At 71.8% G+C, this 22,716-nt stretch carries 14 protein-coding genes; 7 read left to right on the forward strand and 7 right to left on the reverse strand.

Annotated elements, in window-relative coordinates:
* Positions 1–145: 145 nt before the first annotated feature.
* The 4 genes from ACWIHY_RS23030 (at position 146) to pulA (ending at position 10,340) form a co-directional block, all read left to right on the forward strand.
* The gene (locus ACWIHY_RS23030) at positions 146–1,837 is read left to right on the forward strand and encodes a glycoside hydrolase family 13 protein (RefSeq protein ID WP_454377566.1); all 1,692 of its coding nucleotides are present in this window, start codon (positions 146–148) and stop codon (positions 1,835–1,837) included.
* The gene (locus ACWIHY_RS23035; protein WP_454377539.1) at positions 1,822–2,859 is read left to right on the forward strand and encodes a LacI family DNA-binding transcriptional regulator; all 1,038 of its coding nucleotides are present in this window, start codon (positions 1,822–1,824) and stop codon (positions 2,857–2,859) included. Before ACWIHY_RS23030 ends, ACWIHY_RS23035 begins: the two co-directional genes overlap by 16 nt.
* Before the next feature lie 408 nt (positions 2,860–3,267).
* Positions 3,268–4,974, forward strand: a complete 1,707-nt coding sequence (locus ACWIHY_RS23040; RefSeq protein WP_454377540.1) for a carbohydrate-binding module family 20 domain-containing protein — start codon at positions 3,268–3,270, stop codon at positions 4,972–4,974.
* A gap of 47 nt (positions 4,975–5,021) precedes the next feature.
* Positions 5,022–10,340, forward strand: coding sequence for a pullulanase-type alpha-1,6-glucosidase (pulA, locus tag ACWIHY_RS23045; RefSeq protein WP_454377541.1), 5,319 nt, complete (start codon positions 5,022–5,024; stop codon positions 10,338–10,340).
* A gap of 132 nt (positions 10,341–10,472) precedes the next feature.
* Here the strand turns inward: pulA and ACWIHY_RS23050 are convergent, their stop codons facing one another.
* On the reverse strand, positions 10,473–10,994 hold the full coding sequence (locus ACWIHY_RS23050) for a GNAT family N-acetyltransferase (protein WP_454377542.1): 522 nt from the start codon (positions 10,992–10,994) through the stop codon (positions 10,473–10,475).
* A 61-nt stretch (positions 10,995–11,055) separates the two neighbouring features.
* Here ACWIHY_RS23050 and ACWIHY_RS23055 point away from each other — a divergent pair, with 61 nt between their 5' ends.
* Together ACWIHY_RS23055 and ACWIHY_RS23060 are read left to right on the forward strand one after the other, a co-directional pair.
* On the forward strand, positions 11,056–11,409 hold the full coding sequence (locus ACWIHY_RS23055) for a 5-carboxymethyl-2-hydroxymuconate Delta-isomerase (RefSeq protein WP_454377543.1): 354 nt from the start codon (positions 11,056–11,058) through the stop codon (positions 11,407–11,409).
* 32 nt (positions 11,410–11,441) lie between these two features.
* Positions 11,442–12,137, forward strand: coding sequence for a DUF4230 domain-containing protein (locus tag ACWIHY_RS23060; protein ID WP_454377544.1), 696 nt, complete (start codon positions 11,442–11,444; stop codon positions 12,135–12,137).
* Here ACWIHY_RS23060 and ACWIHY_RS23065 read toward each other — a convergent pair.
* The 5 genes from ACWIHY_RS23065 to ACWIHY_RS23085 form a co-directional block, all read right to left on the reverse strand.
* Positions 12,116–12,850 (reverse strand): TetR/AcrR family transcriptional regulator, encoded by a 735-nt coding sequence (locus tag ACWIHY_RS23065; protein ID WP_454377545.1) that lies wholly within the window; start codon positions 12,848–12,850, stop codon positions 12,116–12,118. The genes ACWIHY_RS23060 and ACWIHY_RS23065 overlap by 22 nt on opposite strands.
* A gap of 26 nt (positions 12,851–12,876) precedes the next feature.
* Entirely contained in the window at positions 12,877–13,953 is a 1,077-nt protein-coding gene (locus tag ACWIHY_RS23070; RefSeq protein ID WP_454377546.1) for a PDR/VanB family oxidoreductase, read from the reverse strand.
* A gap of 1 nt (position 13,954) precedes the next feature.
* Positions 13,955–14,869 carry a metal-dependent hydrolase gene (locus ACWIHY_RS23075; protein WP_454377547.1) on the reverse strand — a complete coding sequence of 305 codons (915 nt, stop codon included), beginning with the start codon at positions 14,867–14,869 and terminating at the stop codon, positions 13,955–13,957.
* An 85-nt stretch (positions 14,870–14,954) separates the two neighbouring features.
* Positions 14,955–16,901: a hypothetical protein gene (locus tag ACWIHY_RS23080; protein WP_454377548.1), complete on the reverse strand. Its 1,947-nt coding sequence runs from the start codon at positions 16,899–16,901 to the stop codon at positions 14,955–14,957.
* A 283-nt stretch (positions 16,902–17,184) separates the two neighbouring features.
* Complete coding sequence (locus ACWIHY_RS23085) at positions 17,185–20,286, reverse strand: alpha-N-acetylglucosaminidase (protein ID WP_454377549.1); 3,102 nt, start codon at positions 20,284–20,286, stop codon at positions 17,185–17,187.
* A 173-nt stretch (positions 20,287–20,459) separates the two neighbouring features.
* On the opposite strand from ACWIHY_RS23085, the gene ACWIHY_RS23090 reads away from it, so the two are divergent.
* Entirely contained in the window at positions 20,460–20,915 is a 456-nt protein-coding gene (locus tag ACWIHY_RS23090) for a hypothetical protein (RefSeq protein ID WP_454377550.1), read from the forward strand.
* A 51-nt stretch (positions 20,916–20,966) separates the two neighbouring features.
* Here the strand turns inward: ACWIHY_RS23090 and ACWIHY_RS23095 are convergent, their stop codons facing one another.
* Positions 20,967–22,568, reverse strand: coding sequence for a DUF1996 domain-containing protein (locus tag ACWIHY_RS23095; RefSeq protein WP_454377551.1), 1,602 nt, complete (start codon positions 22,566–22,568; stop codon positions 20,967–20,969).
* Positions 22,569–22,716 lie beyond the last annotated feature (148 nt).

The raw sequence follows: 22,716 nt of genomic DNA on the forward strand, positions 1-22,716 counted from the left end.
CCTCTCCCCCCCGCCCCCCGGGGGGCGGGGGGTGCCGCGGGGCGCTTTCCGGGCCGCCCCCCCGCGCCCCCCGGCCCTCCATCCGGGGGGCGCCCCCCCCCCCCGGCCGGCCCGCCGCTCCCACCCCATGACTTCCAGGGACGACATGACCCAGCACCTCGCTGCTCCCACCGCCCCCACCAGCGGAAACCGCACCAGTGGAAACACCGGTGGAGACCGCACCGGATGGTGGCGTGACGCGGTGATCTACCAGGTCTATCCGCGCAGTTTCGCCGACGGCAACGGCGACGGCATGGGCGACCTCGAAGGAGTACGCCGCCGCCTCCCGTACCTCCGGGACCTCGGCGTCGACGCTGTCTGGCTCAGCCCCTTCTACGCCTCGCCGCAGGCCGACGCCGGCTACGACGTCGCCGACTACCGGGCCATCGACCCCATGTTCGGCACCCTCCTCGACGCCGACGCCCTGATCCGCGACGCCCACGACCTGGGCCTGCGCATCATCGTCGACCTGGTGCCCAACCACTCCTCCGACCAGCACGAGTGGTTCAAGCGCGCCCTCAAGGAGGGCCCCGGCTCCGCCCTGCGCGAGCGCTACCACTTCAGGCCGGGCAAGGGCGCCGACGGGGAGCTCCCGCCGAACGACTGGGAGTCCATCTTCGGCGGACCCGCCTGGACCCGTACGGCGAACCCGGACGGCACGCCCGGCGACTGGTACCTGCACCTCTTCGCGCCCGAGCAGCCCGACTTCAACTGGGAACACCCGGCCGTCGCCGACGAGTTCCGCTCCATCCTGCGCTTCTGGCTCGACATGGGCGTCGACGGCTTCCGCATCGACGTCGCGCACGGCCTGGTCAAGGCGGACGGCCTGCCGGACCTCGGCAGCCACGACCAGCTCAAGCTGCTCGGCAACGACGTGATGCCGTTCTTCGACCAGGACGGCGTCCACGAGATCTACCGCTCCTGGCGGCAGATCCTCGACGAGTACCCCGGCGAGCGCATCGGCGTGGCCGAGGCGTGGACGCCGACCGTGGAGCGTACGGCCAACTACGTCCGCCCCGACGAGCTGCACCAGGCCTTCAACTTCCAGTACCTCGGCACGGAGTGGGACGCGGCCGCGCTGCGCGAGGTCATCGACGTGTCGCTCGCCGCGATGCGGCCCGTCGACGCGCCCGCGACCTGGGTGCTGTCCAACCACGACGTGACCCGGCACGCGACCCGGTTCGCCAACCCGCCGGGCCTCGGCACGCAGATCCGTACCCCCGGCGACCGTGAGCTGGGCCTGCGCCGCGCCCGCGCGGCGACGCTGCTGATGCTGGCACTGCCCGGTTCGGCGTACGTCTACCAGGGCGAGGAGCTCGGGCTGCCGGACGTCACCGACCTGCCCGACGAGGCCCGCCAGGACCCGTCGTTCTTCCGTGCGGAGGGCCAGGACGGCTTCCGCGACGGATGCAGGGTGCCGATCCCGTGGACGGCCGGGGGGCCGTCCCACGGCTTCGGCGCGGGCGGCAGCTGGCTGCCCCAGCCGGCCGGCTGGGGGGAGCTGAGCGTCGAGACGCAGGCCGGCGACCCGGGCTCGACCCTGGAGCTGTACCGCTCCGCGCTCGCCGTACGCCGCGACCACCCCGGCCTCGGCGCGGGCACGGACGTGGCCTGGCTGGACGCCCCCGACGGCGTGGTGGCCTTCGCCCGCGAGGGCTTCGTCTGCACGGTCAACACGACGGACACGGACGTGCGCATCCCCGCCCCCGGCCGCATCCTGCTCGCCAGCGGCGAAGTCACGTACACGGACGGCGACTTCGAACTCTCGGCCGACACCACGGTGTGGTGGACGGTGTGACCGTCCCCGCGCCGCGGCTGGCGCACATCGCGGAGCACGCCTCCGTCAGTGAGGCCACCGTGAGCCGGGTACTGAACGGCAAGCCGGGCGTCGCGGACACCACGCGCCAGCGGGTGCTCGCGGCGCTCGACGTCCTGGGGTACGAACGCCCGGTGCGGCTGCGGCGGCGCAGCGCGGGCCTGATCGGGCTGGTGACGCCCGAGCTGACCAATCCGATCTTCCCGGCGTTCGCCCAGGTCGTCGAGCAGGTCCTGGCCGGGCACGGTTACACACCGGTGCTCTGTACCCAGCTGCCCGGCGGGGTCACCGAGGACGAACTCGTCGAGCAGCTGGTGGAGCGGGGGGTCGGCGGCATCGTCTTCCTGTCCGGGCTGCACGCCGACCTGTCGGCCGATCCCGCGCGGTACGCCGACCTGGCGGCGCGCGGGGTCCCGTTCGTCCTCATCAACGGCTACAACGAGGCGATCAGTGCGCCCTTCGTGTCACCGGACGACCATGCCGCGATGCGGATGGCCGTCGGCCACCTCGCCGAGCTGGGCCACGAGCGGATCGGCCTCGCGGTCGGCCCGCAGCGGTACGTCCCCTCGCGCCGCAAGCGCGAGGGTTTCGTCGACGCGCTCGGCAGTACGCTGCGCACGCCCCGGGACGAAGCCGAACTCCTGGTCCAGCACACCCTGTTCAGCGTCGAGGGCGGCCAGGTCGCGGCCGGTTCGCTGCTCGACAAGGGGTGCACGGGCATCGTGTGCGGCAGCGACATGATGGCGCTGGGCGTCGTCCGCGCGGCGCGCGAGCGCGGCCTGGAAGTCCCCGACGACGTCTCGGTGGTGGGCTTCGACGACTCGCAGCTGATCGCCTTCACCAACCCCCCGCTGACCACGGTGCGCCAGCCGGTGCAGGCGATGGCGACGGCGGCGGTCGGCGCGCTGCTGGAGGAGCTGGGCGGCAGCCCGGTGCAGCGTACGGAGTACGTGTTCCAGCCGGAGCTGGTGGTACGGGGCTCGACGGCGCAGCGGCGCGCGTAGCGCGACACGGCACCGAGGGGTGGGGCGGCAGGGGGAACCCCGGGCCTGCCCAGGTAGGGCCGCGGGGATTCGAGGGTCCGGAGATCCCCCTGTCGTACCCGACCCGACCGGTCGGGCGCGTGGGGCCCGGACGTGCCGGGACCCCCGGCCGGCCGGGCCGGAGTCGAGGAGAACGTAGCAGCTTCGCAATTACTTGCGAAAGAGCTTGCAAGGAGAAATCTGACAGTTTTCCTGCAGGTTAGCGGAGTGTGTCACAAGGGTTGACCCCGCAGGTGAGGGCTCGTACGGTCTGCCCCGCGGCAGGTTTTCAACAATTGCTGCAAGAACATTCAAGCCTTGAGGGCAAGGCGCGTTGCCGCGCGAGGCTGCACCGTCGCACCCGCGCCTCCCCCCATGCAGGAGGAATTAATGGCTCGCAGACCTCTTTCTGCCGCGCTCGCCCTCGCCCTCGCGGTCGGCGCAGGAGCACTGGCCGGTCCCGCAGGGTCCGCCCAGGCCGCCCCACCCGGAACCAAGGACGTCACCGCGGTGCTCTTCGAGTGGAAGTTCGACTCGGTCGCCCAGGAATGCACGCGGACCCTCGGACCGGCCGGTTACGGCTTCGTCCAGGTATCCCCTCCGCAGGAGCACATCCAGGGCGGCCAGTGGTGGACCTCGTACCAGCCCGTCAGCTACAGGATCGCTGGACGGCTCGGTGACCGCACCGCGTTCGCGAACATGGTCAGCGCCTGCCACGCGGCGGGCGTCAAGGTCATCGCCGACAGCGTCATCAACCACATGGCGGCCGGCAACGGGACCGGCACCGGCGGCTCGTCGTACGAGAAGTACAACTACCCCGGGACCTACTCGGGCGCGGACATGGACGACTGCCGCTCCCAGATAAGCAACTACGGCGACCGCGGGAACGTACAGAACTGCGAGCTGGTCGGCCTCGCCGACCTGGACACCGGCGAGGACTACGTGCGCGGCCGGATCGCGACGTACCTGAACGACCTGCTCTCGCTGGGCGTCGACGGCTTCCGCATCGACGCGGCCAAGCACATGCCGGCCGCGGACCTCGCCAACATCAAGTCCCGGCTGAACAACCCGGGCGTGTACTGGAAGCACGAGGCGATCCACGGCGCGGGCGAGGCGGTTTCGCCGAGCGAGTACCTGGGCTCGGGCGACGTGCAGGAGTTCCGGTACGGCCGGGGCCTCAAGCAGGTCTTCAACAACGAGAACCTCGCGAACCTGAAGAACTACGGCGAGGGCTGGGGCTTCATGGAGAGCGGCAAGTCCGCCGTCTTCGTGGACAACCACGACACCGAGCGCGGCGGCGACACCCTCAACTACAAGGACGGCGCCAACTACACCCTCGCCAGTGTCTTCATGCTGGCCTGGCCCTACGGCTCCCCGGATGTCCACTCCGGCTACGAGTGGTCGGACAAGGAGGCGGGCCCGCCCAGCGGGGGCACGGTGAACGCCTGTTACAGCGACGGGTGGAAGTGCCAGCACAGCTGGACCGAGATCAAGAGCATGGTCGGCTTCCGGAACGTGGCGCGCGGTCAGGGCGTCACGAACTGGTGGGACAACGGCGGTGACCAGATCGCCTTCGGCCGCGGTGACAAGGCGTACGTGGCCATCAACCACGAAGGCTCCTCGCTGACCCGCACCTTCCAGACCTCGCTGGCGGCCGGCACCTACTGCGACATCCAGAAGAACACCGCCGTGACGGTCGACAGCTCCGGCCAGTTCACGGCCACCCTCGGCGCCAACACGGCCGTCGCGCTGCACGTGAACGCCAAGACCTGCGGCAGCGGCGGCACCGACCCGACGCCGGTCACCGCCGGCGCCTCGTTCAACGTCAACGCCACCACCACGCTCGGCCAGAACATCTACGTCACCGGCAACCAGGCCGCGCTCGGCAACTGGAACACCGCCGGCGCCGTCAAGCTCGACCCGGCGGGCTACCCGGTGTGGAAGCTCGACGTCGCACTGTCCGCCGGAACGTCGTTCGAGTACAAGTACCTCCGCAAGGACGCCGCCGGCGCGGTGACGTGGGAGAGCGGTGCCAACCGCACCGCCACCGTCCCCGCGAGCGGCAAGGTCACGCTGAACGACACCTGGCGCAACTGACCCCGTCCCCTTCTCCGTTCCGCCCGTACCACCGAGGAGTTCCCGCTGTGATACGCCCGCCCCTGCGAAGAGCGGCCGTCGGCGTCGTGAGCGTGGCGCTGTGCGCCGCACTCGCGCCCGCCGTACCGGCCGCCGCCGCCAAGCCCTCCGCGCCGCCTTCGGACAAGGCACTCGCCGCCGAGCCCGCGCGGCACGACCTGACCCGCGAGCAGTTCTACTTCGTACTGCCCGACCGGTTCGCGAACGGCGACACGGCCAACGACAGGGGCGGGCTCACCGGCTCGCGTCTCGAAACGGGATACGACCCCACCGACAAGGGCTTCTACCAGGGCGGCGACCTCAGGGGCCTCACCCAGAAGCTCGACTACATCAAGAACCTCGGCACCACCTCCATCTGGATGGCGCCGATCTTCAAGAACAAGCCCGTGCAGGGCACCGGCAAGGACGCCTCCGCCGGCTACCACGGGTACTGGATCACCGACTTCACCCAGGTCGACCCCCACTTCGGCACCAACGCCGACCTGGAGAAGCTGATCGACAAGGCCCACGCCAAGGGCATGAAGGTCTTCTTCGACGTCATCACCAACCACACCGCCGACACCGTCGACTACGCCGAGAAGAAGTACGGCTACCGCCCCAAGGGCGCGTACCCCTACCTCGACACGTCCGGCAGGCCCTTCGACGACCGCGAGGGACCGGGCAAGACCGACGCAGGTTCCTTCCCGTACACCCCGAAGCGCCCCACGGCCGAGAAGAAGGTCCCGGCCTGGCTCAACGACCCGACGATGTACCACAACCGGGGCGACTCCACCTTCGCGGGCGAAAGCTCCGAGTACGGCGACTTCTCCGGGCTCGACGACCTGTGGACCGAGCGCCCCGAGGTCGTCGACGGCATGGCGAAGATCTACCAGAAGTGGGTCCGCGACTTCGACATCGACGGCTTCCGCATCGACACGGTCAAGCACGTCGACCTGGACTTCTGGACGCAGTGGGCGACCGCCCTCGACACGTACGCCGCGCAGCACGGCCGGGACGACTTCTTCATGTTCGGCGAGGTCTACTCCGCCGACACCACGGTCACCTCGCCGTACGTCACCCGGGGCCGCCTCGACTCCACCCTCGACTTCCCGCTCCAGGACGCCACCCGCTCGTACGCCTCCCAGGGCGCGCCGGCCGGCAGGCTCGCCAAGGTCTTCGCCGAGGACTACCGCTACACCACCGGCAAGGCCAACGCCTACGAGCAGGTCTCCTTCACCGGCAACCACGACATGGGCCGCATCGGGACCTTCCTCAAGCAGGACAATCCGAAGGCCGGTGACGCCGAGCTGCTGAAGCGCGCGCGCCTCGCCAACGAGCTGATGTTCTTCTCCCGCGGCAACCCCGTCGTCTACTACGGCGACGAGCAGGGCTTCACGGGCGCGGGCGGCGACAAGGACGCCCGCCAGACCCTCTTCGCGTCGAAGACGGCCGACTACCTCGACGACGACCAGCTGGGGACGGACCGTACGCACGCCTCCGACGCGTACGACACCGAACACCCCCTCTACACCTCCATCGCCGAGCTCTCGGAACTCACCAGGGACCACCCCGCACTGCGCGACGGCGTACAGCAGCAGCTGCACGCGGAGGGCCCGGTCTACGCCTTCTCCCGTACGGACGCCAAGCGCGGGACCGAGTACGTCGTCGCCGCGAACAACGGCGCCGAGCCCAGGACCGTCGAGCTGACGGTGGGGACGGCGAGCACCGACTTCCGTGCCCTGTACGGCGCTTCCGACGCGGTACGCAGTGACACAGGCCGGAAGCTGACCGTCACCGTGCCCGCCCTGTCGTCCGTCGTACTCCGGGCGGCCGAGCCCCTCCCCGCCCCGGCGGCCCGGCCGTCCATCACCCTGAAGGCACCGGCCGCCGGAGCCGCCGGCACCGTCGAGATCGGCGCGGACGTCGACGGCGGGCAGCTGAACCGTGTCGTCTTCGCCGCCCGGACCGGCAACGGCAAGTGGCGCACGCTCGGCTCCGCCGACCACGCCCCGTACAAGGTCACCCAGCACCTGGACCGTGGGGTGAAGGCAGGAACCACCCTCCGCTACAAGGCAGTCGTGGTGGACCGCGCCGGACGCACCGCGAGCGCCCTCGCCTCGACGACGGCGGGCCAGGCCCCCGCGCCGGACAAGCCGACGGCCGTCGAGCGCGACTACGCCGTCGTCCACTACAAGCGCGCCGACGGCGACTACGACGGCTGGCAGCTGAAGTCCGCGGACCGCTCGGCCGCCTTCACCGGCCGCGACGCGTACGGCGCCTTCGCCTGGATCAAGCTCGCCGAGGGGGCCTCGTCCCTCCCGTACACCGTCGAGAAGAGCGGCACGGCGGACGGTCCGCAGCGCACCGTCGAACTCGGGAAGACCGGCGAGGTCTGGATCGAACAGGGCAAGGACGGCCAGGCCACCAAGGCCCCCGACGGCGCGTACCCGCCCCAAAACAAGACCAGCGCGGTCCTGCACTACCAGCGCCCCGACGGGAACTACGACGGCTGGGGCCTGCACACCTGGACCGGCGCCAAGGACCCCACGGACTGGTCGAAGCCGCTGCTGCCGGTGAAGAAGGACGCGTACGGCGCGACCTTCGAGGTCCCACTGGCCGACGGCGCGACCTCCCTCAGCTACATCCTTCACAAGGGTGACGAGAAGGACCTCCCCAGCGACCAGTCCCTCGACCTCGCCACCTCCGGCCACGAGGTGTGGATGCTGACGGGGCAGCAGAAGTACCTGCTGCCGCAGAGCGCCGGGGCCGCCTCGCTCGACCTGGGCAAGGCGGAGGCCCAGTGGATCGACAAGGACACGGTCGTCTGGAAGGTGAAGGCCACCGACGCCACCAGCCAGCAGCTCGTGTACGCCCGCGACGGCGGCATCTCCGTCGTCGACGGGGCGCTCTCCGACGAGGGCCGCTGGCTGCGCCTTTCCCCCTCCGGCCTCACCGACGCGCAGAAGGCGAAGTACCCGCACCTCAAGGACTACCCGGCGTTCACGGTCGACCCGCGCGACCGGGACCGGGTGCGCGAGTCCCTGCGCGGCCAGATCATCGCCACCCAGCGGGCCGCGAACGGCGCGCTGCTCGCCGCCACGGGCGTGCAGCTGCCGGGCGTACTCGACGACACGTACAGCGCGGCGGCCACCGGGGCGTCACTCGGCCCGGTCTTCCGCAAGGGCCGCCCGGCCCTGTCCCTCTGGGCTCCGACCGCCCAGCACGTCTCCCTCGAACTCGACGGCAGGACCGTCCCGATGCGGCGCGACGACCGCAGCGGCGTCTGGTCCGTCACCGGCACCACGGCATGGTCGGGCAAGCCGTACCGCTACGCCGTGAAGGTCTGGGCGCCCAGCGTCCAGAAGGTTGTCACCAACAAGGTCACCGACCCCTACTCGACCGCCCTCACCGCCGACTCGGCCCGCAGCCTCGTCGTCGACCTCACCGACCCGAAGCTGGCCCCCAAGGGCTGGCAGGCGCTCAAGAAGCCGGCCGCGACCCCGCTGCGCGACGCGCAGATCCAGGAGCTGCACGTCAGGGACTTCTCGGTCGCCGACCGCACCGCGAAGCACCCGGGGGAGTACCTCGCCTTCACCGACCGCGGCTCGAAGGGCATGAAGCACCTCGACAAGCTGGCCGAGGCGGGAACCTCCTACGTCCACCTCCTCCCCGTCTTCGACATCGGCACCATCCCCGAGAAGAAGACCGACCAACAGCGCCCCGCCTGCGACCTCGCCGTGTACGCGCCCGACTCCGAGGAGCAGCAGGCGTGCGTGGCGAAGGCGGCGGCGAAAGACGCGTACAACTGGGGCTACGACCCGCTGCACTACACCGTCCCGGAGGGCTCGTACGCCAGTGACCCCGACGGCACCCGCCGCACGGTGGAGTTCCGTCAGATGGTCCAGGGCCTGAACAACTCCGGCCTGCGCACGGTCATGGACGTCGTCTACAACCACACGGTCGCGTCGGGCCAGGCGGACAAGTCCGTACTCGACAAGATCGTCCCCGGCTACTACCAGCGGCTGCTGGCCGACGGCAGCGTGGCCACGTCCACCTGCTGCGCCAACACCGCGCCCGAGAACGCCATGATGGGCAAGCTCGTCGTGGACTCCGTCGTCACCTGGGCCAAGGACTACAAGGTCGACGGCTTCCGCTTCGACCTCATGGGCCACCACCCGAAGGCGAACATCCTGGCCGTGCGCAAGGCGCTGGACGAGCTGACCCTCGCCCGCGACGGCGTCGACGGCAAGAAGATCGTCCTGTACGGCGAAGGATGGAACTTCGGCGAGATCGCCGACGACGCCCGCTTCGAACAGGCCACCCAGAAGAACATGGCCGGCACCGGCATCGCCACGTTCTCCGACCGCGCGCGGGACGCGGTGCGCGGCGGCGGGCCGTTCGACGAGGACCCGGGCGTGCAGGGCTTCGCCTCCGGCCTCCACACCGACCCCAACTCCTCGACCGCGAACGGCACGCCGGCCGAGCAGAAGGCCCGCCTCCTCCACTACCAGGACCTGATCAAGGTGGGCCTGACCGGCAACCTGGCGGCGTACACCTTCACCGACACGGCCGGCCGTACGGTCAAGGGCTCCGAGGTCGACTACAACGGCGCCCCGGCCGGTTACGCGGCGGCCCCCGGCGACGCCCTCGCCTACGCCGACGCCCACGACAACGAGACCCTCTACGACGCGCTCGCCTTCAAGCTGCCGCGCGCCACCCCGGCCGCCGACCGCTCGCGCATGCAGGTCCTGGCGATGGCCACGGCGGCGCTCTCGCAGGGCCCGGCACTGTCCCAGGCGGGAACGGACCTCCTGCGTTCCAAGTCCCTGGACCGCAATTCCTACGACAGCGGCGACTGGTTCAACGCGATCCACTGGGACTGCCGTGACGGCAACGGCTTCGGCCGGGGCCTGCCGCCAGCGACCGACAACAAGAGCAAGTGGTCCTACTCCAAGCCCCTGCTGACGGCCCCGGGGCCGACCCCGGACTGCGGGGACATCGAGGGCGCGTCGGCGGCGTACGAGGATCTGCTGAAGATTCGTACGACGGAGAAGACCTTCGGCCTCGCGTCGGCGGACCAGGTGCAGAAGGCGGTCTCCTTCCCGCTGTCGGGCAAGGAGGAGACACCCGGCGTGATCACCATGCGCGCGGGCGACCTGGTCGTGGTCTTCAACGCGACCCCGTCGAATCAGGAGCAGAAGGTCACCGCCCTCGCGGACACGCCGTACGCGCTGCACCCGGTGCAGGCGGCAGGCGCGGACGCGACGGTCAGGAAGTCGGCGTACGACCCGGCAACCGGCACCTTCACGGTCCCCGCCCGCACGGTCGCCGTGTTCACCAAGGGGTAGGTGGGCGCCCTGCGGGGCTTCCCCCCTGCCTCCCTGTCCCGGACGTCCGGACGGGCCGTCGGGCCCCGCTCAGCGGGAGCCTGCCGGCCCGTCCGGCGTCCGAGGGCCCGACCGGCGCCCGTCCGGGTACCACTACAGCCGCCGCTCCAGCAGCATCACCCCGTACGAAACCCCGCCCGGCCCCCCAACCTTGGCCGGCTGCTCGCCCACCACCCGGTAGCCCGCCGCCTCGTAGTACGTCCGCAGCCGCGGGTTCGACGTCAGGCAGTCGAGCCGGGCCAGTTCCCGCCCGGCCCCGGCGATCCGCCGCTCCGCCCGCGCGAGCATCACACGGCCGAGCCCCGGCGGCGCGGCGGTGCGGTCGGTCATCAGACGGTGTACGTACCCCGCCTCCGGCGGCCGGGGCCCCCAGGCGGGCTCGTCGTCCCACCACAGTTCGTACGCCCCGACCGTCACACCGCCCACCTCGGCCAGCCACACCTCCCCCTCCTTCATCCGCAACCGGAAGTGCTCCTCGTCCTTCGCGCCCGGCTGCCACTGCTCGATGCCCCGGCTCCGCATCCACAGGGCGGCCCCGTCGTGGAGGGCGACCAGCCGGGCGAGGTCGGCGCCGCCTTCGGAGTCCGCCAGGCGGAAGCCCACTTGTGTCGTCATGCGGATCACCGTAAGGGTGGCCAGGACAGCCCTGACCTCGCACCGGACCCGGAGTGTGCCCATGCCGCAGATCACTGTCGACTACTCCGACTCCCTGGCGGACGCCTTCGACCGCCGCGGCTTCGCGCTCGCCCTCCACCCGCTCGTCGTCGACATCGTCGACACCGGGCTCGCCGCCTGCAAGACGCGGTTCCGCCGCGCCGACGAGACAGTGGTCGCCGACGCGGCCACCGGCCACGCCCTCGTGCACATAGGCATCGCCCTCCTGCCCGGCCGCACCCCCGAGGTGAAGGCGCGGCTCTCGGCCGCCGCCCTCGATCTGGCCGCCCAGTACGTCAAGCCCGCCGACGGGACGGCCGAGCTGCATCTCTCCGCCGAAGTGCGCGACCTCGAGGCGTCGTACCGCAAGCGCTGAGTGACCAAGGGGTACGGGGGAATCCGTACCGTATGACTCTCACCGACGCCGGACAGCGGCGGCCCGGCAAGTCCCCCCGCCGCAGTCGCCTGCCCGGCTGGGCCAAGGCGGCAGGCGTGCTCGCGGTCGTGGTGGCGTTGCTGTTCGCCGGCAGCAGGCTCAGTCTGCTGCCGGACCTCGACGACTTCTTCGGCGAGGAGACCCACGACCGGTCGGGCCCCGCCCTCCTGAAGTCCATCCAGGACATGAGCCGTTACGAGGCGGCGTCCGGCAACTTCCAGGTCGTCGTCGACCTGGAGAAGGACGCCAAGTTCCTCCCCGACGCCGTCCGCGGCACCCGCACGCTGTACGTCGGCGCCGGCACCGTCGGCGCGTACGTCGACCTCGGCAAGGTGGGGGAGGGGCAGGTCACCGTGAACGAGGACCGGACCGCCGCCACCCTGCGGCTGCCGCACGCGCGGCTCGGGAAGCCGGCCCTGGACGCGGACCGTTCGTACGCCGTGTCCAAGGAGCGGGGGCTGCTCGACCGGCTCGGGGACTTCTTCTCCGACAACCCGGCCGACGAGCGCGCCGTGAACCGTCTCGCCGCCCGTCACATCGGCGAGGCCGCCGAGGAGAGCGAACTGGCCGTACGCGCCGAGAAGAACACCACCAGCATGCTCCAGGGCCTGCTGCGCTCACTCGGCTTCAAGGACGTCACCGTCCACTACGGTGACGGCGGGCGCTGAGCGGGTACGGTCTCCGGCTCCGCGCCGGGAGCCAGGGCGGCCAGCCGCACGATGAGATCACCGAACAGCCCGTCGGCCGGCTCCAGCGCGAGGATGCCCAACAGGATCCGGGCCATCTCCGCGTCGTACGCCGCGCTCACCGCCGCCAGCGCCGCGAAGTCGTGCACGAGCTGCAACTCCAGCTCCGCGCGCGGGATCTCCCTCCCGTCCAGCCAGATCAGCGCCGTCGACTCGGCCAGCGACACCCACGACCGTACGACCATCGCCAGCCTGGCCGGGGGTTCGGTGACCCCGAGGTGCGCGAGGATCTGCTCGTACGCCGCCTGCCGTACCTCGTCGATCATGGCGTTCGTCGTCGACGAACCGACGGCCGGGCCGCCCCGCATCAGGGCGGAGAAGCCGGGGCCGTGGTCGTCGACGAAGTCGAAGAAGCGCCCCATCACGCGCAACAGACGGACACCCAGCGGCCCTTCGCGCGGCTCGACGAACCGCCCGGCGAGCTCGTCGGCGGCCCGCCGCAGCGCGGCCTCGTACAGGCTCTGCTTGCCGGGGAAGTAGTGGTAGACGAGCGGGCGCGAGATGCCTGCGGCGGCCGCTATCTCGTCGATCGACACGTCTTCGGGCGAGCGGTGGCTGAACAGCTCCAGTGCGACGCTGATCAGCTGCTGCCTGCGTTCCTCGACGCCCATCCTTCGGCGCACCCCGGTCGTCATACGAGCAGCGTAGCCGCCGCCGCGGGTCACATATCCAGGACCAGGCGCTCTCCGTACGCCCGCGAGACGCAGATCAGCATCGAGCCGTCGCGCTCCGAGTCCGTCAGCAGCTCGTCGCGGTGGTCGATCTCGCCCTCCAGGACGCGCTGTTGGCACGTACCGCAGAAGCCCTGTTCGCAGGAGTACGAGACGTCCGGGACCTCGGGGCGGACGGCGGCCAGCACCGTGCCGCCGGCCGGGACGGTCACGGTGCGGCCGGTGCGGCGGAGTTCCACCTCGAAGGCGCCGCCGGGGCCGCCGGCCGGGGCGCCCGGCGTGAAGCGCTCCAGGTGGAGGGTGCAGCCGGCCGGGAGGGACTCGGCGACGGCTGCCATCAGGGGGTCGGGGCCGCAGCAGTAGACGGCGGTGCCCTCGGCGGCGCCGGCCAGGGCCGCCGGCACGTCCGGGAGGCCTGACTCGTCCTCGGCGACGATCGTCACGCGTTCCGGCGCGGCCAGCTTCTCGATCTCCCCGATGTACGGCATCGAGGCGCGGCTGCGGCCGCCGTACAGGAGCTTCCAGTCCGCCCCGGCGGCCTCGGCCGCGCGCAGCATCGGCAGGACGGGCGTGATGCCGATGCCGCCCGCGACGAAGACGTACGAGGGGGCCTCGGTCAGGGGGAAGCGGTTGCGCGGGCCGCGGATCTCTACCTCCGAGCCCTCGTGCAGCTGCTCGTGCACCTCGCGGGAGCCGCCCCGGCCGTCCTCGACGAGGCGGGTGGCGAGGGTGTACGTGCTGCGGTCGGCCGGATCGCCGCACAACGAGTACTGGCGCACCTGTCCGGAGGGCAGGACCAGGTCGACGTGCGCGCCGGGGGTCCAGGCGGGGAGGTCCGCCGTGTCCAGTGCCTCCAGGTGCAGTTCGACGACGCCGTCGGCCGGTGCGGCACGGCCGGTGACGAGGAGGCGCAGGGACGAGGGGGCGCGCGAGGCACGGGTACCGGAGACGGGGTTCTCCAGGGCCGGCATCGGCCACAGCGGGGAGCGCCTGATGCGTCGCCGCAGGGCCCGCCGCGCCAGCAGGGCGGCGCCCGTGGCGAGGACGATCGTGCGTACGCGGGGCATGTCAGGAACCTCCGGTGGTGGCGGTACGGCCGGTGGCGGCCGGTGAGTTCGCGAGGTAGGCCACGGCCTGGGCCGTGCTGGCTTCCTGGGAGGGGTGGTACGTACGGCTGAGGTAGCGGGGGACGGAGCGGACGATGTCGCCGGTCGCGGGCAGCACGCCCTCCCGGCCGCCGCGTACGAGCTCCTTGAAGGTGGCCCTGCCTTCGGGGAGGGTCGGGTCGTTCTCCATGAAGAACCGCGCCCCGCGCTGCCAGAGGAAGACCAGCGCGGTGAAGGCGGTCGCCCAGGTCCGCACGCGGCGCCGGTAGCCGCCGTCGACGTGCATGAAGAGCTCGAAGGCGACGGACCGGTGCTCGACCTCCTCCGCGCCGTGCCAGCGCAGCAGATCGAGCATCGTCGGGTCGGCGCCGCGCCGGTCCAGCTCGTCGGCGTTGAGGACCCAGTCGCCGAGGAACGCGGTGTAGTGCTCGATGGCGGCGATGATCGCGACCCGTTCCATCAGCCACCACTTCCGGGCCCTGCCGGGCGGCAGGGTGCGGTCGCCGAGGAGCTTCTCGAAGAGCCAGTCGACCTGGGCGGTGTACGGCGTCGGGTCGAGCCCGAGCCTCTTCAGGTGCGGGAGTACGTCGTCGTGGGCCTGGGAGTGCATGGCCTCCTGGCCGATGAAGCCGATGACGTCCTCGCGCAGGCGGTCGTCGTGGATGTACGGCAGCACTTGCTTGTAGACGTGGACGAACCAGCGTTCGCCCGCCGGAAGCAGCAGGTGCAGCACGTTGATGGTGTGCGTGGTGAACGGGTCGCCCGGGACCCAGTGGAGAGGTGTGCCGTCCCACTCGAAGGAGACCTTGCGGGCCTTGAGCGGCGTCCGCTCGGACGCGATCGCGGCCGGTGAGGGCCCCTGCTGCGTATTAGACATGGCGTCAATGTACTGACGGGTACGACCTTGGCAACAGGGTCGTGCGCCGGGTTTCTCGCGGGGCGGGCCGCCGGGCCGCGCCGCCCTACCGCAGGGCCCCGACCCGCGCCCCGTTCACCACGCGCCCCTCCAGTTCCGCCTGTGCGCCCGCCTTCGCCCGTACGGCCAGGAGATTGCCGCGTGCGGTGCCCCGCACGCCGCCCGAGGCGGTGACCGACGTGAACTGCCCGCTGCCGGCGGCGAGTACGTACCAGTTCCCGCCCCGCGACTTCCACAGCACCCCCGCCAGCACCCGCGGATCACGTGCCCCGCACGCCGGCGAGTGCTCGGCGCGCGCCGCGATCGCGCCCGGCGCCCCCTTCCGCGCGGACGGTGCCTGGAACTGGGCCAGCACCCGGCTGCCCGTACCCCGCCACGTCTCCGCGCGGGTGCAGAGCCAGGCGGCGGTGCCGTTGTCCTCGGGGAGGGGCTGTTCGGCGAACGCCCACGCGTTCACGCTGCGCACGCCGTTCGAACGCACCACGGGCAGCAGGCACGCCGTACGGGCCCAGCGCGCCCTCTCCTCGGGACCGCTCACATCGCGCGGCGCCGACGGCGGGCCCGAGGTCAGCCGGGCCGGGGCCAGTTCGCCGAGGTCGGTCATCAGGCGCGGGCCCATGTCGTCGCGCAGTTCGAGCGCGTCCCAGGAACGGCAGTCAGGCGCCTGCGCGGGGCTCACCAGCGGGTCCGTCACCCCCGCCGCCGTGCGCTTCAGCGGCGCGGGGACCCCGGCCGGGTCGAGCAGATCCCGTACGGACGCCGAACGCACCCACGGGGCGGTCAGATACCGGACATTGCCGTCGGTGCGGCCCACCACCAGCGCGTTCGCCGCAGCCGAGTCCGCGCCGTCCACGCGGGCGAAGTCGAGCGCCGCGCCCGCCGTGCCGTCGCGCGGCTCGGCGTACCGGACGACGCGCAGGCCGTCGTACAGCAGCACCACTCGCGCCTGGTCCACATCGCCCGCGAACAACAGTTGCGGCGGGCCCATCGGGGGGCCCACCGGAGTGGCGGGGGTCGCCGAGGTCTGCACCGAGGGGCCGGGCCTGGCCCAGACGGCGAGAGCGCGGCGCAGCAGCGCCTTGTCGCCGGTGAGGCCGCCGCGGGCCGGCCAGGCGGAGAAGTCGAAACGGGAGGACCGCTTCCACACCTCGGCGCCGACGCGAACCGTCTTCGACGGATCGAGCGCGCGCTCGGACGCGGGGTTACGGGCGTACGCCGGCGCGGCGGCGCCGTCGGGACCCCATCCCTCGCCCGGCAGCCCGAGCAGCGCCCCGCACACGACCACGGCAGCCGTCGCGGCGAGCGCGGCCTTCGCGTGCTGCCTGCGCCGCATCAGGTCGGTCGGCCTGGCCTGCAGCGAACACGGGTCGAACTCCCCGGACCCGAGCAGCGCGGCCACGCTCGCGCCGCCCGGCGCTTCCACCGTGTCCGCCTCGGCGAGCGCCGCGTGCGGGTCGCTCACCCCGGTCGCGGTCAGCGCCTGCGCCACCTCCGCGTCCTGCATCCGCTCCAGACCGCGCAGTACGTACGCGGCCCGGGCGGGGCCGCTGAGCGCCGAGAGCCGTTGGTCCAGGGCGAGTTCGTCGGCCCCGCCGGAGCGCGGGAACAGCCGCAACCCCCACACCTGCGGCAGCAGCGGCGGCAGCTGCGCCCGCTTGGGCCAGGCCCAGCGGCGCAGCGGCAGCCCGGCCTCCAGCGCCTGGCGCAGCACCCGCTGCCGTACGTACACGTAACCCGGATCGACGGAGGCGCCTCCGGTGCGGCGGGGCAGGGGGAGGCCCGCGGCGACGCCCGGGGTGCGGCTGCGCGGCAGCGAGCGCTGCGCGAGCGAATGGGCGGTCAGGACACGGCGGTTGCGGCCGAGCCGCGGCGGCAGCACGAGGTACGCCAGCCGCACGAGCCGCGGATAGTGCTCGACGAGCGCGGCCTCGGCCTGCTCGACGTCGATGGGGTCGGGGACAGGGCGGCTGATGACAACATCCTGTGGGCGCACGTTCAGCAAAACGAGCGAATCGTCGGATGGTCACCTCGGGAGGGGGTTGGTGGGCGGACGGCCGTGCGGTGGGCCGTACTGCTGCGGGTTGCCTGCAGCGCTGTCCCCATCCGCCCCTTCCCGAAACCGGGGGCGGGCCGCCGTGCCCCCGGGTCGCCTGCGGGCAGGTCCTCGACGCCGGACGGGCTGCGGTTGCCGCTCGGCGGGCACGCCCCCGGCCGGCGGGACTCTCCAGCCCTCCGGCGTTCGAGGACCCCCGCCCCCACATGTCCGCCGCCCCGCGTCAGGACGTCTCCCACCCGCTGAACTCCACCGTCCCCCGCGCCCCACTCCCCCCGTGCGCCGCGCTCATGAACATGCCCGCGTCCTGCGCCCCCGCCGCCGCGCCCCGCACCTCCGCCCTCCCCACCGTTCGCCACGTCGCCCCGTCGTCCGTCGAGCACTCCGCCGCGTACGCGTCGCCCGCGCGCGAAAGCCGCAGCAGCGCCGGTGCCTTCACCCCCGTGACGCGCTGATACGCGTCCAGAGTGCCGTCGCCGTTCGTGTCGTACGACAGCACCACACCGTTCGCCGGAGTCACCGCGAGGTTGAGGAAGCCGGGCGCCCCCGGCGTGCCGAGGCTGTCGCGGACCGCGATACCGGCGCGTGCCCACGCGCCCGTCACCTCCTGCGCGTCCACCCGCACCGTGACGCCGCCACCGTCCCGCAGCGCCCCCTCCCGGTACAGCGCGCCGAATTCCGCGGTGGCCTTCCACAGGTCCTGGCCGCCGCCGTTGATCCCGTACCGGCCCTCCAGCTGCCCGAAGACCCCGCCGTTGTTCGTGTACGTCCGCCAGCCCGTGCCGAGCGGCCCGGCGACGTACAGACCGCCCTGCCTCACCGTGGTGACGCGCGGCTCGCCACGCGGACCGTACGACGTGGTTAGCTCGTACGGCACCGGCTTCAGCGGGGCCGTCAGCGGCCCGGCGGGCGCCTTCGCGCGCCAGGACGCCGACCCCGAGCCCGCCGCCGGTACCGACGCCAGCGACTCCGGGCCCTGCGGCCGCGCCTCGACGCCCGTGAGCGCGAAGTCGACGCGGCCGGTCGCCCGCAGGCCGTTGACGTTGCGGAAGACCGCGGTGAGCACCGCCGAGCCGCCCGGCGGGAAAGCGGCCGGGGCGGCGGTGACGGTGACCGTGCCCTGGTAGGGCGCACGGGCCAGCACGTCGTGGACGCGCCGCGCCGTGCGGTGGGCGTCGTTCGGCGGGCGCAGCGGGTACGTCCTGCGTTCGCGCGTCCACGGCTCCTCGACCGCGTACCAGTCGAAGGTCTTCGGCGCCCGGTCCGCCGCCAGCGAATCCTCCAGCTCGTCCAGGTACGCCTGCCACTGCGGGAGGTGGAAGTCGCCGATGAGGCCCTGCCAGTCGCGGTTGGCGTAGTTGGCGAGGCGGCCCTCGTCGGCGGTGGGGCGGCCGGCCCAGGTCGTGACGAGCACGCGCGCTGTCCGTTCCAGCTGCTCCGACTCCGCGGGCGAGGCCGCCGGACGCTTCGCGTCCTCGATCCACGGCCCGAGCAGGAACGCCCGGTGGGACCCCGACATGTCCTCGCTCAGCCGCATCAGCTTGAGCCAGAGGGAGGAAAGGGCGCGGAAGGTGGACAGGTCGCGCCGCTCGTACGCCGCCTTCAGCTGCGGCAGCAGCTGCCAGGAGCGGTTGGCGAGCGCCTGGCGGCCCAGGTCGGTCAGGTCGTAGCGGTACGCGTCCGAGCGGTGCAGCGGCTCCCGTACACCGAGCAGCGCGCCGAAGGCCTTGTCGAAGTCCGCCGGGTCGAAGGCGGGCGTGTGCGTCGAGTAGTGCGTGCCCGACGCGGCGGACAGGCTGGGGCGGGACGCGAAGACCGAGTCGTGCGGGCGGCCGTCGCGGCTCGTGATGCGGTACGCCGTCTCGCGCAGCGCGGCGAACGCGGCGCGGGCGCCCGCGTCCCGGCCGCCGTACCGCAGGTCGGCGTACCCCTCGAACCACTTCTCACGGTCCACCGCCTCGCGGCGCCACGCCAGCTCCGAGAACAGCTCCAGCGCCGCCGGATCGCGCTCGGCGGCCTCCGGCATGTAGGCGGTGCCGACGAGGGCCGACCCCGGCCGGTCGCGCCAGGCGGTGAAGCGCTCGGTCCACAGGTGTGTCTTGGCGCCGATCGTCGTACGGCCGCCGAAGTTCGGGATGGTGCCGAAGGCGTACGGGGCGCCGCCCCAGTCCTTCTCGCGGTCGGTGACCGTGTCGAGGTCGGACAGGCCGTCGACGACCAGGAGGTGCTTCTTGTCGAGCGCGTCGAGCAGGTCGCGGCGGGGGTTCGCCTGCCAGCCGAGGATCACCCAGGTGGCCCCGGGGCGGGCGGCCCGCAGGGCCGTCTCGACGGCGCGGGCGGCCTCGGGGACGGGTACGTCGCCCGCCGAGCCGCCCTCGTGGAGGAGGTCCATCTTGAAGTGGCGGACCGGGCCGAAGAGTGCGGACTGGTGGCGGTAGAAGGCGGCGGCGACCTCGCGGAAGGCGGTGGTGCGCGGGTCGAGCCAGTCGGGGCGGCGCAGGCCGGCCCAGGTGCCCTGCGGCACGGTACGGGCGCCGGGGTTGCGGGCGGCGAAACCGTCGGGGACGGTGCCGAAGTAGCCCGGGAGGACCGGCTCCATGCCGAGCTCGCGCATGCGGCCGGTGATGCGCCGGCCGAGGTCGGCACGGGTGGCGATGAGCCCGGAGGAGAGCGGGCCGCCGTACGCGCTCATGTTCTGCAGGAGCCACCACGGCTGGTGGGAGGGGGCGGGCAGCCAGGCGCGGGCCTCGGTGTCGGAGTAACCGAAATCCTTGAGCAGGCGTTGGTAGACGGCCTCCTGGCCGGTCGTGACCAGTACTTCGTTGCAACCGTGCAGGGCGAGTACGTCGATCATCCGTTCCCAGCGGGGCCAGTCGGCGTACGGCGCGGTGTAGCCGTCGTGGGTGTCGTTGAACGCGAACCGGTGCGGGACGGTGGCCGAACGCTCCAGGGGAGCACGGGGTGCGGGGAGCTGCCGGGGGAGGCCGAGCTGGGTGCCCGACCAGGAGATGTGCGCCCCGCAGACGTACTTGAGGTACCAGTGGACGCCGGTGAGGGCGGCGGCGGGGCTCGTCCCGGTGACCTCGATGCGGCCGGTGGCGCCGTCGACGCGGAAGCGGTCGGGGCCGCCGCCGGCCTCGAGTGCGGCGAGGTGGAACTGGCCCGCGTGGTCCGGGAGCAGGCGCTCCAGGGCGGCGCGGGCGGGAGCGGTGGAGGCGGGGGGCTGGGGTGCGGCCATGGCTGGGATGTGCCCGCCCACCGTGGCTCCGACGCCGACGGCTCCGGCGGTGCCCAGCAGCGTACGGCGCGACAGACGGTCGGTCATCGGGGCGCTCCTCGGTGGGACGGTGGGGCCGGCCGCGTCGGCGGGGGAAGGTGCGACGGGGTCGACAGGGGCGTTCCGGGCGCACGTTAATGACGGCGCGGGGGCGCAGCAATGGGGCGTGCGATGTGTTCGTATCCACCCCACCGTCTGGCCCAACGGGGCACGATGGGCGGATGCGCAACCAACGCCGACGTACAGCGAACGCAGCCTCAGCCATAGCCGTTCTCGCCCTCCTCGCCACAGGGTGCGGCTCGGGCGGTGACGAAGAGAAGCCGGTGCCGGAGACGGCGAAGGGCAGCCTGGAACAGCTCGCCTCGAAGGTCGAGTGCGAGCCGAACATCCAGACGGACGCGGAGGAGCTGCGTCAGGCGAACTGCAAGACCGGCGACGGCCGCTACGTGCTGGCCACCTTCGCGACCGACCGCGGACAGCGCGAGTGGATCAACGAGGCCAAGGACTACGGCGGGGCGTACCTGGTCGGCAGGAAGTGGGTCGCGGTGGGCGACCAGAAGGTGGTCACAGCCCTGCGCGGCCAGCTCGGCGGGACGGTGGAGACTTCCTCGCACCACTCCGGGAAGAGTGGCAGTGGGGGGAACGAGGAGAAGCACTCCGGTCACCACGGGAGCTGACCGCGCAGGTGGAACGGGCGGCCGGTGGGGGACGGCCGCCCCATGCGGGCGTCAGGTGCAACGACGCCCGTCGTTCACGCAGGACACCACCTTGTTCATCAGCCGGCCGTTGAAGACGTTGATGAAGTCCCCGTGGTCGGTGCCCGGCTTGTGGAGCTGCTCGGGGAAGGAGTCGACCGCGAAGCCGGGGCCGGGCGGGACGTCGTACACGATCCGCTGTACGAGCTGCGGAATGGCACGGAATCCGTTCGGGCACGCACCGTTTTCCTGTGCGAACGCCACGTGCGTGCGGTGATTGGCGCTGTCGGTGTTCTGTCCGTCCCAGCAGCTCTGGAAGTTGAACGTACGGACGACCTGGCTGCCTTCCGGGCAGATCGGGTACTTGTCCTTGAGCTGGCGGTCCTCGAATCCGGTGCAGCTCCAGGACGCGTTGGCGTTGGCGTCACCATTGGTGAATGCCTTGGCGTCACCGGTGATGATCCGCAGGAATCGCGGCATCGCGGTGACCTTGCTGACGGGGTTTCCGACGAACTTCAGCGAGACCTCGGTGGGAGTCTGGATCTCTCCGACGTTGCTGTCCTTGCCGCCGCCGTCCGCATTGGCGTCGTTCTCGTTCTGGCCGTTCTGCAGGCGCAGGACGGGCCAGTAATACGTCGACTTGTCGCCCTGGTTCTGGCAGGTGGTCTGACCGCGGGCCAGGTCGTCGTCGCTCGCGAAAGCGTCATTGGCCTGGTTGCCGACGTAGTCGTGCATGTGGTGCGCGCCGTTGCTCACACCGGGCGCGACGATCACGTTGTCCGGATTGAACTTACCGTTCTCGTTGGTCCCGCACTTGGTGGTGAACTCGCCCCGGGACGCGCCGCGCTGCTTGGGCGGCTGCTGGACGTTCGGCTGCACCGACTGGATGTCGACGAAGTCGGCCGCGTTGGGGCCGTTGCCGGCCTGCCCGCCGTTGCCGTTGTTCCCGTTCTCGTTCCCGTCGCCGTTGTCCTGGCCGCCGTCGCCCTGGTCACCGCCCTGGTCGGCGCCCTGGTCACCGTCCTGGCCGGCGTCCTGACCGGCGTCCTGCTCACCGTCCTGACCGGCGTCCTGGCCACCGTCCTGACCGGCGTCGTCACCGTTGTCGGCCTGGCCTCCGTCGCCCTGTCCGTCCCCGTCGACCCCTCCGTTGTCGTCGGCGCGGAGCGTGCAGGGTGCGAGGCTCTCGAGGCCCTCGGGGCGTTCGCCCGCCCGGCCGTAGGCCGTGGCGATCCGGTCGACGGAAGCCAGCCGCTTGCTCTTCAGCGGCTCGAGGATGGCGTTCTGGGCCAGATTCGGGTCCTGGGCGATCTGCTCCTTCGAATCGGCGAACCGCTTGTAGGCGTCCGTGATCTGGGAGTCGAGAGCCGCGAGCTCCCGGTCGACTTCCTGGCGCGCCGAATCGGGTACTTCTTCGGGCAGGTCGTTCGCCACCTCCGGACAGTCAATGGTCGACATCTGCTGGCCGGCGCTCCGGATCTGACCGGACTGAGCCGGTTCAGGGTCGGACCAGCCTTCACCTGCGGATGCGTAGACATTCACCGCGAGCAGTCCACCCCCGCCCAGGATCAGAGCGGCCGATGCGGCAATCGCCCGGTTCGCCAGCGTGGAACGTTTTCTTGATGCGCGTCGCATGGAACTCCTCTGCTTCGTTGCCGGGTGAAGGTAAGGGGGGTCCCGGCATGGGAGAAGCGCTCCGTCCCATACGGGCGCGGTTCGCGCCCTGTTCAAACCTCTTCTGGTTTCGTAGTTATCTCCATTCGCAAACAGGGACGGAACCCGA

The sequence above is a fragment of the Streptomyces sp. NPDC055287 genome, assembly GCF_053646035.1.

Coding starts and splice junctions, on each gene's coding strand:
- ACWIHY_RS23030 (WP_454377566.1), top strand. CDS start 146: ATGACCCAGCACCTCGCTGCTCCCACCGCCCCCACCAGCGGAAACCGC.
- ACWIHY_RS23040 (WP_454377540.1), top strand. CDS start 3,268: ATGGCTCGCAGACCTCTTTCTGCCGCGCTCGCCCTCGCCCTCGCGGTC.
- ACWIHY_RS23050 (WP_454377542.1), bottom strand. CDS start 10,994: ATGACGACACAAGTGGGCTTCCGCCTGGCGGACTCCGAAGGCGGCGCC.
- ACWIHY_RS23055 (WP_454377543.1), top strand. CDS start 11,056: ATGCCGCAGATCACTGTCGACTACTCCGACTCCCTGGCGGACGCCTTC.
- ACWIHY_RS23060 (WP_454377544.1), top strand. CDS start 11,442: ATGACTCTCACCGACGCCGGACAGCGGCGGCCCGGCAAGTCCCCCCGC.
- ACWIHY_RS23065 (WP_454377545.1), bottom strand. CDS start 12,850: ATGACGACCGGGGTGCGCCGAAGGATGGGCGTCGAGGAACGCAGGCAG.
- ACWIHY_RS23070 (WP_454377546.1), bottom strand. CDS start 13,953: ATGCCCCGCGTACGCACGATCGTCCTCGCCACGGGCGCCGCCCTGCTG.
- ACWIHY_RS23075 (WP_454377547.1), bottom strand. CDS start 14,869: ATGTCTAATACGCAGCAGGGGCCCTCACCGGCCGCGATCGCGTCCGAG.
- ACWIHY_RS23085 (WP_454377549.1), bottom strand. CDS start 20,286: ATGACCGACCGTCTGTCGCGCCGTACGCTGCTGGGCACCGCCGGAGCC.
- ACWIHY_RS23090 (WP_454377550.1), top strand. CDS start 20,460: ATGCGCAACCAACGCCGACGTACAGCGAACGCAGCCTCAGCCATAGCC.
- ACWIHY_RS23095 (WP_454377551.1), bottom strand. CDS start 22,568: ATGCGACGCGCATCAAGAAAACGTTCCACGCTGGCGAACCGGGCGATT.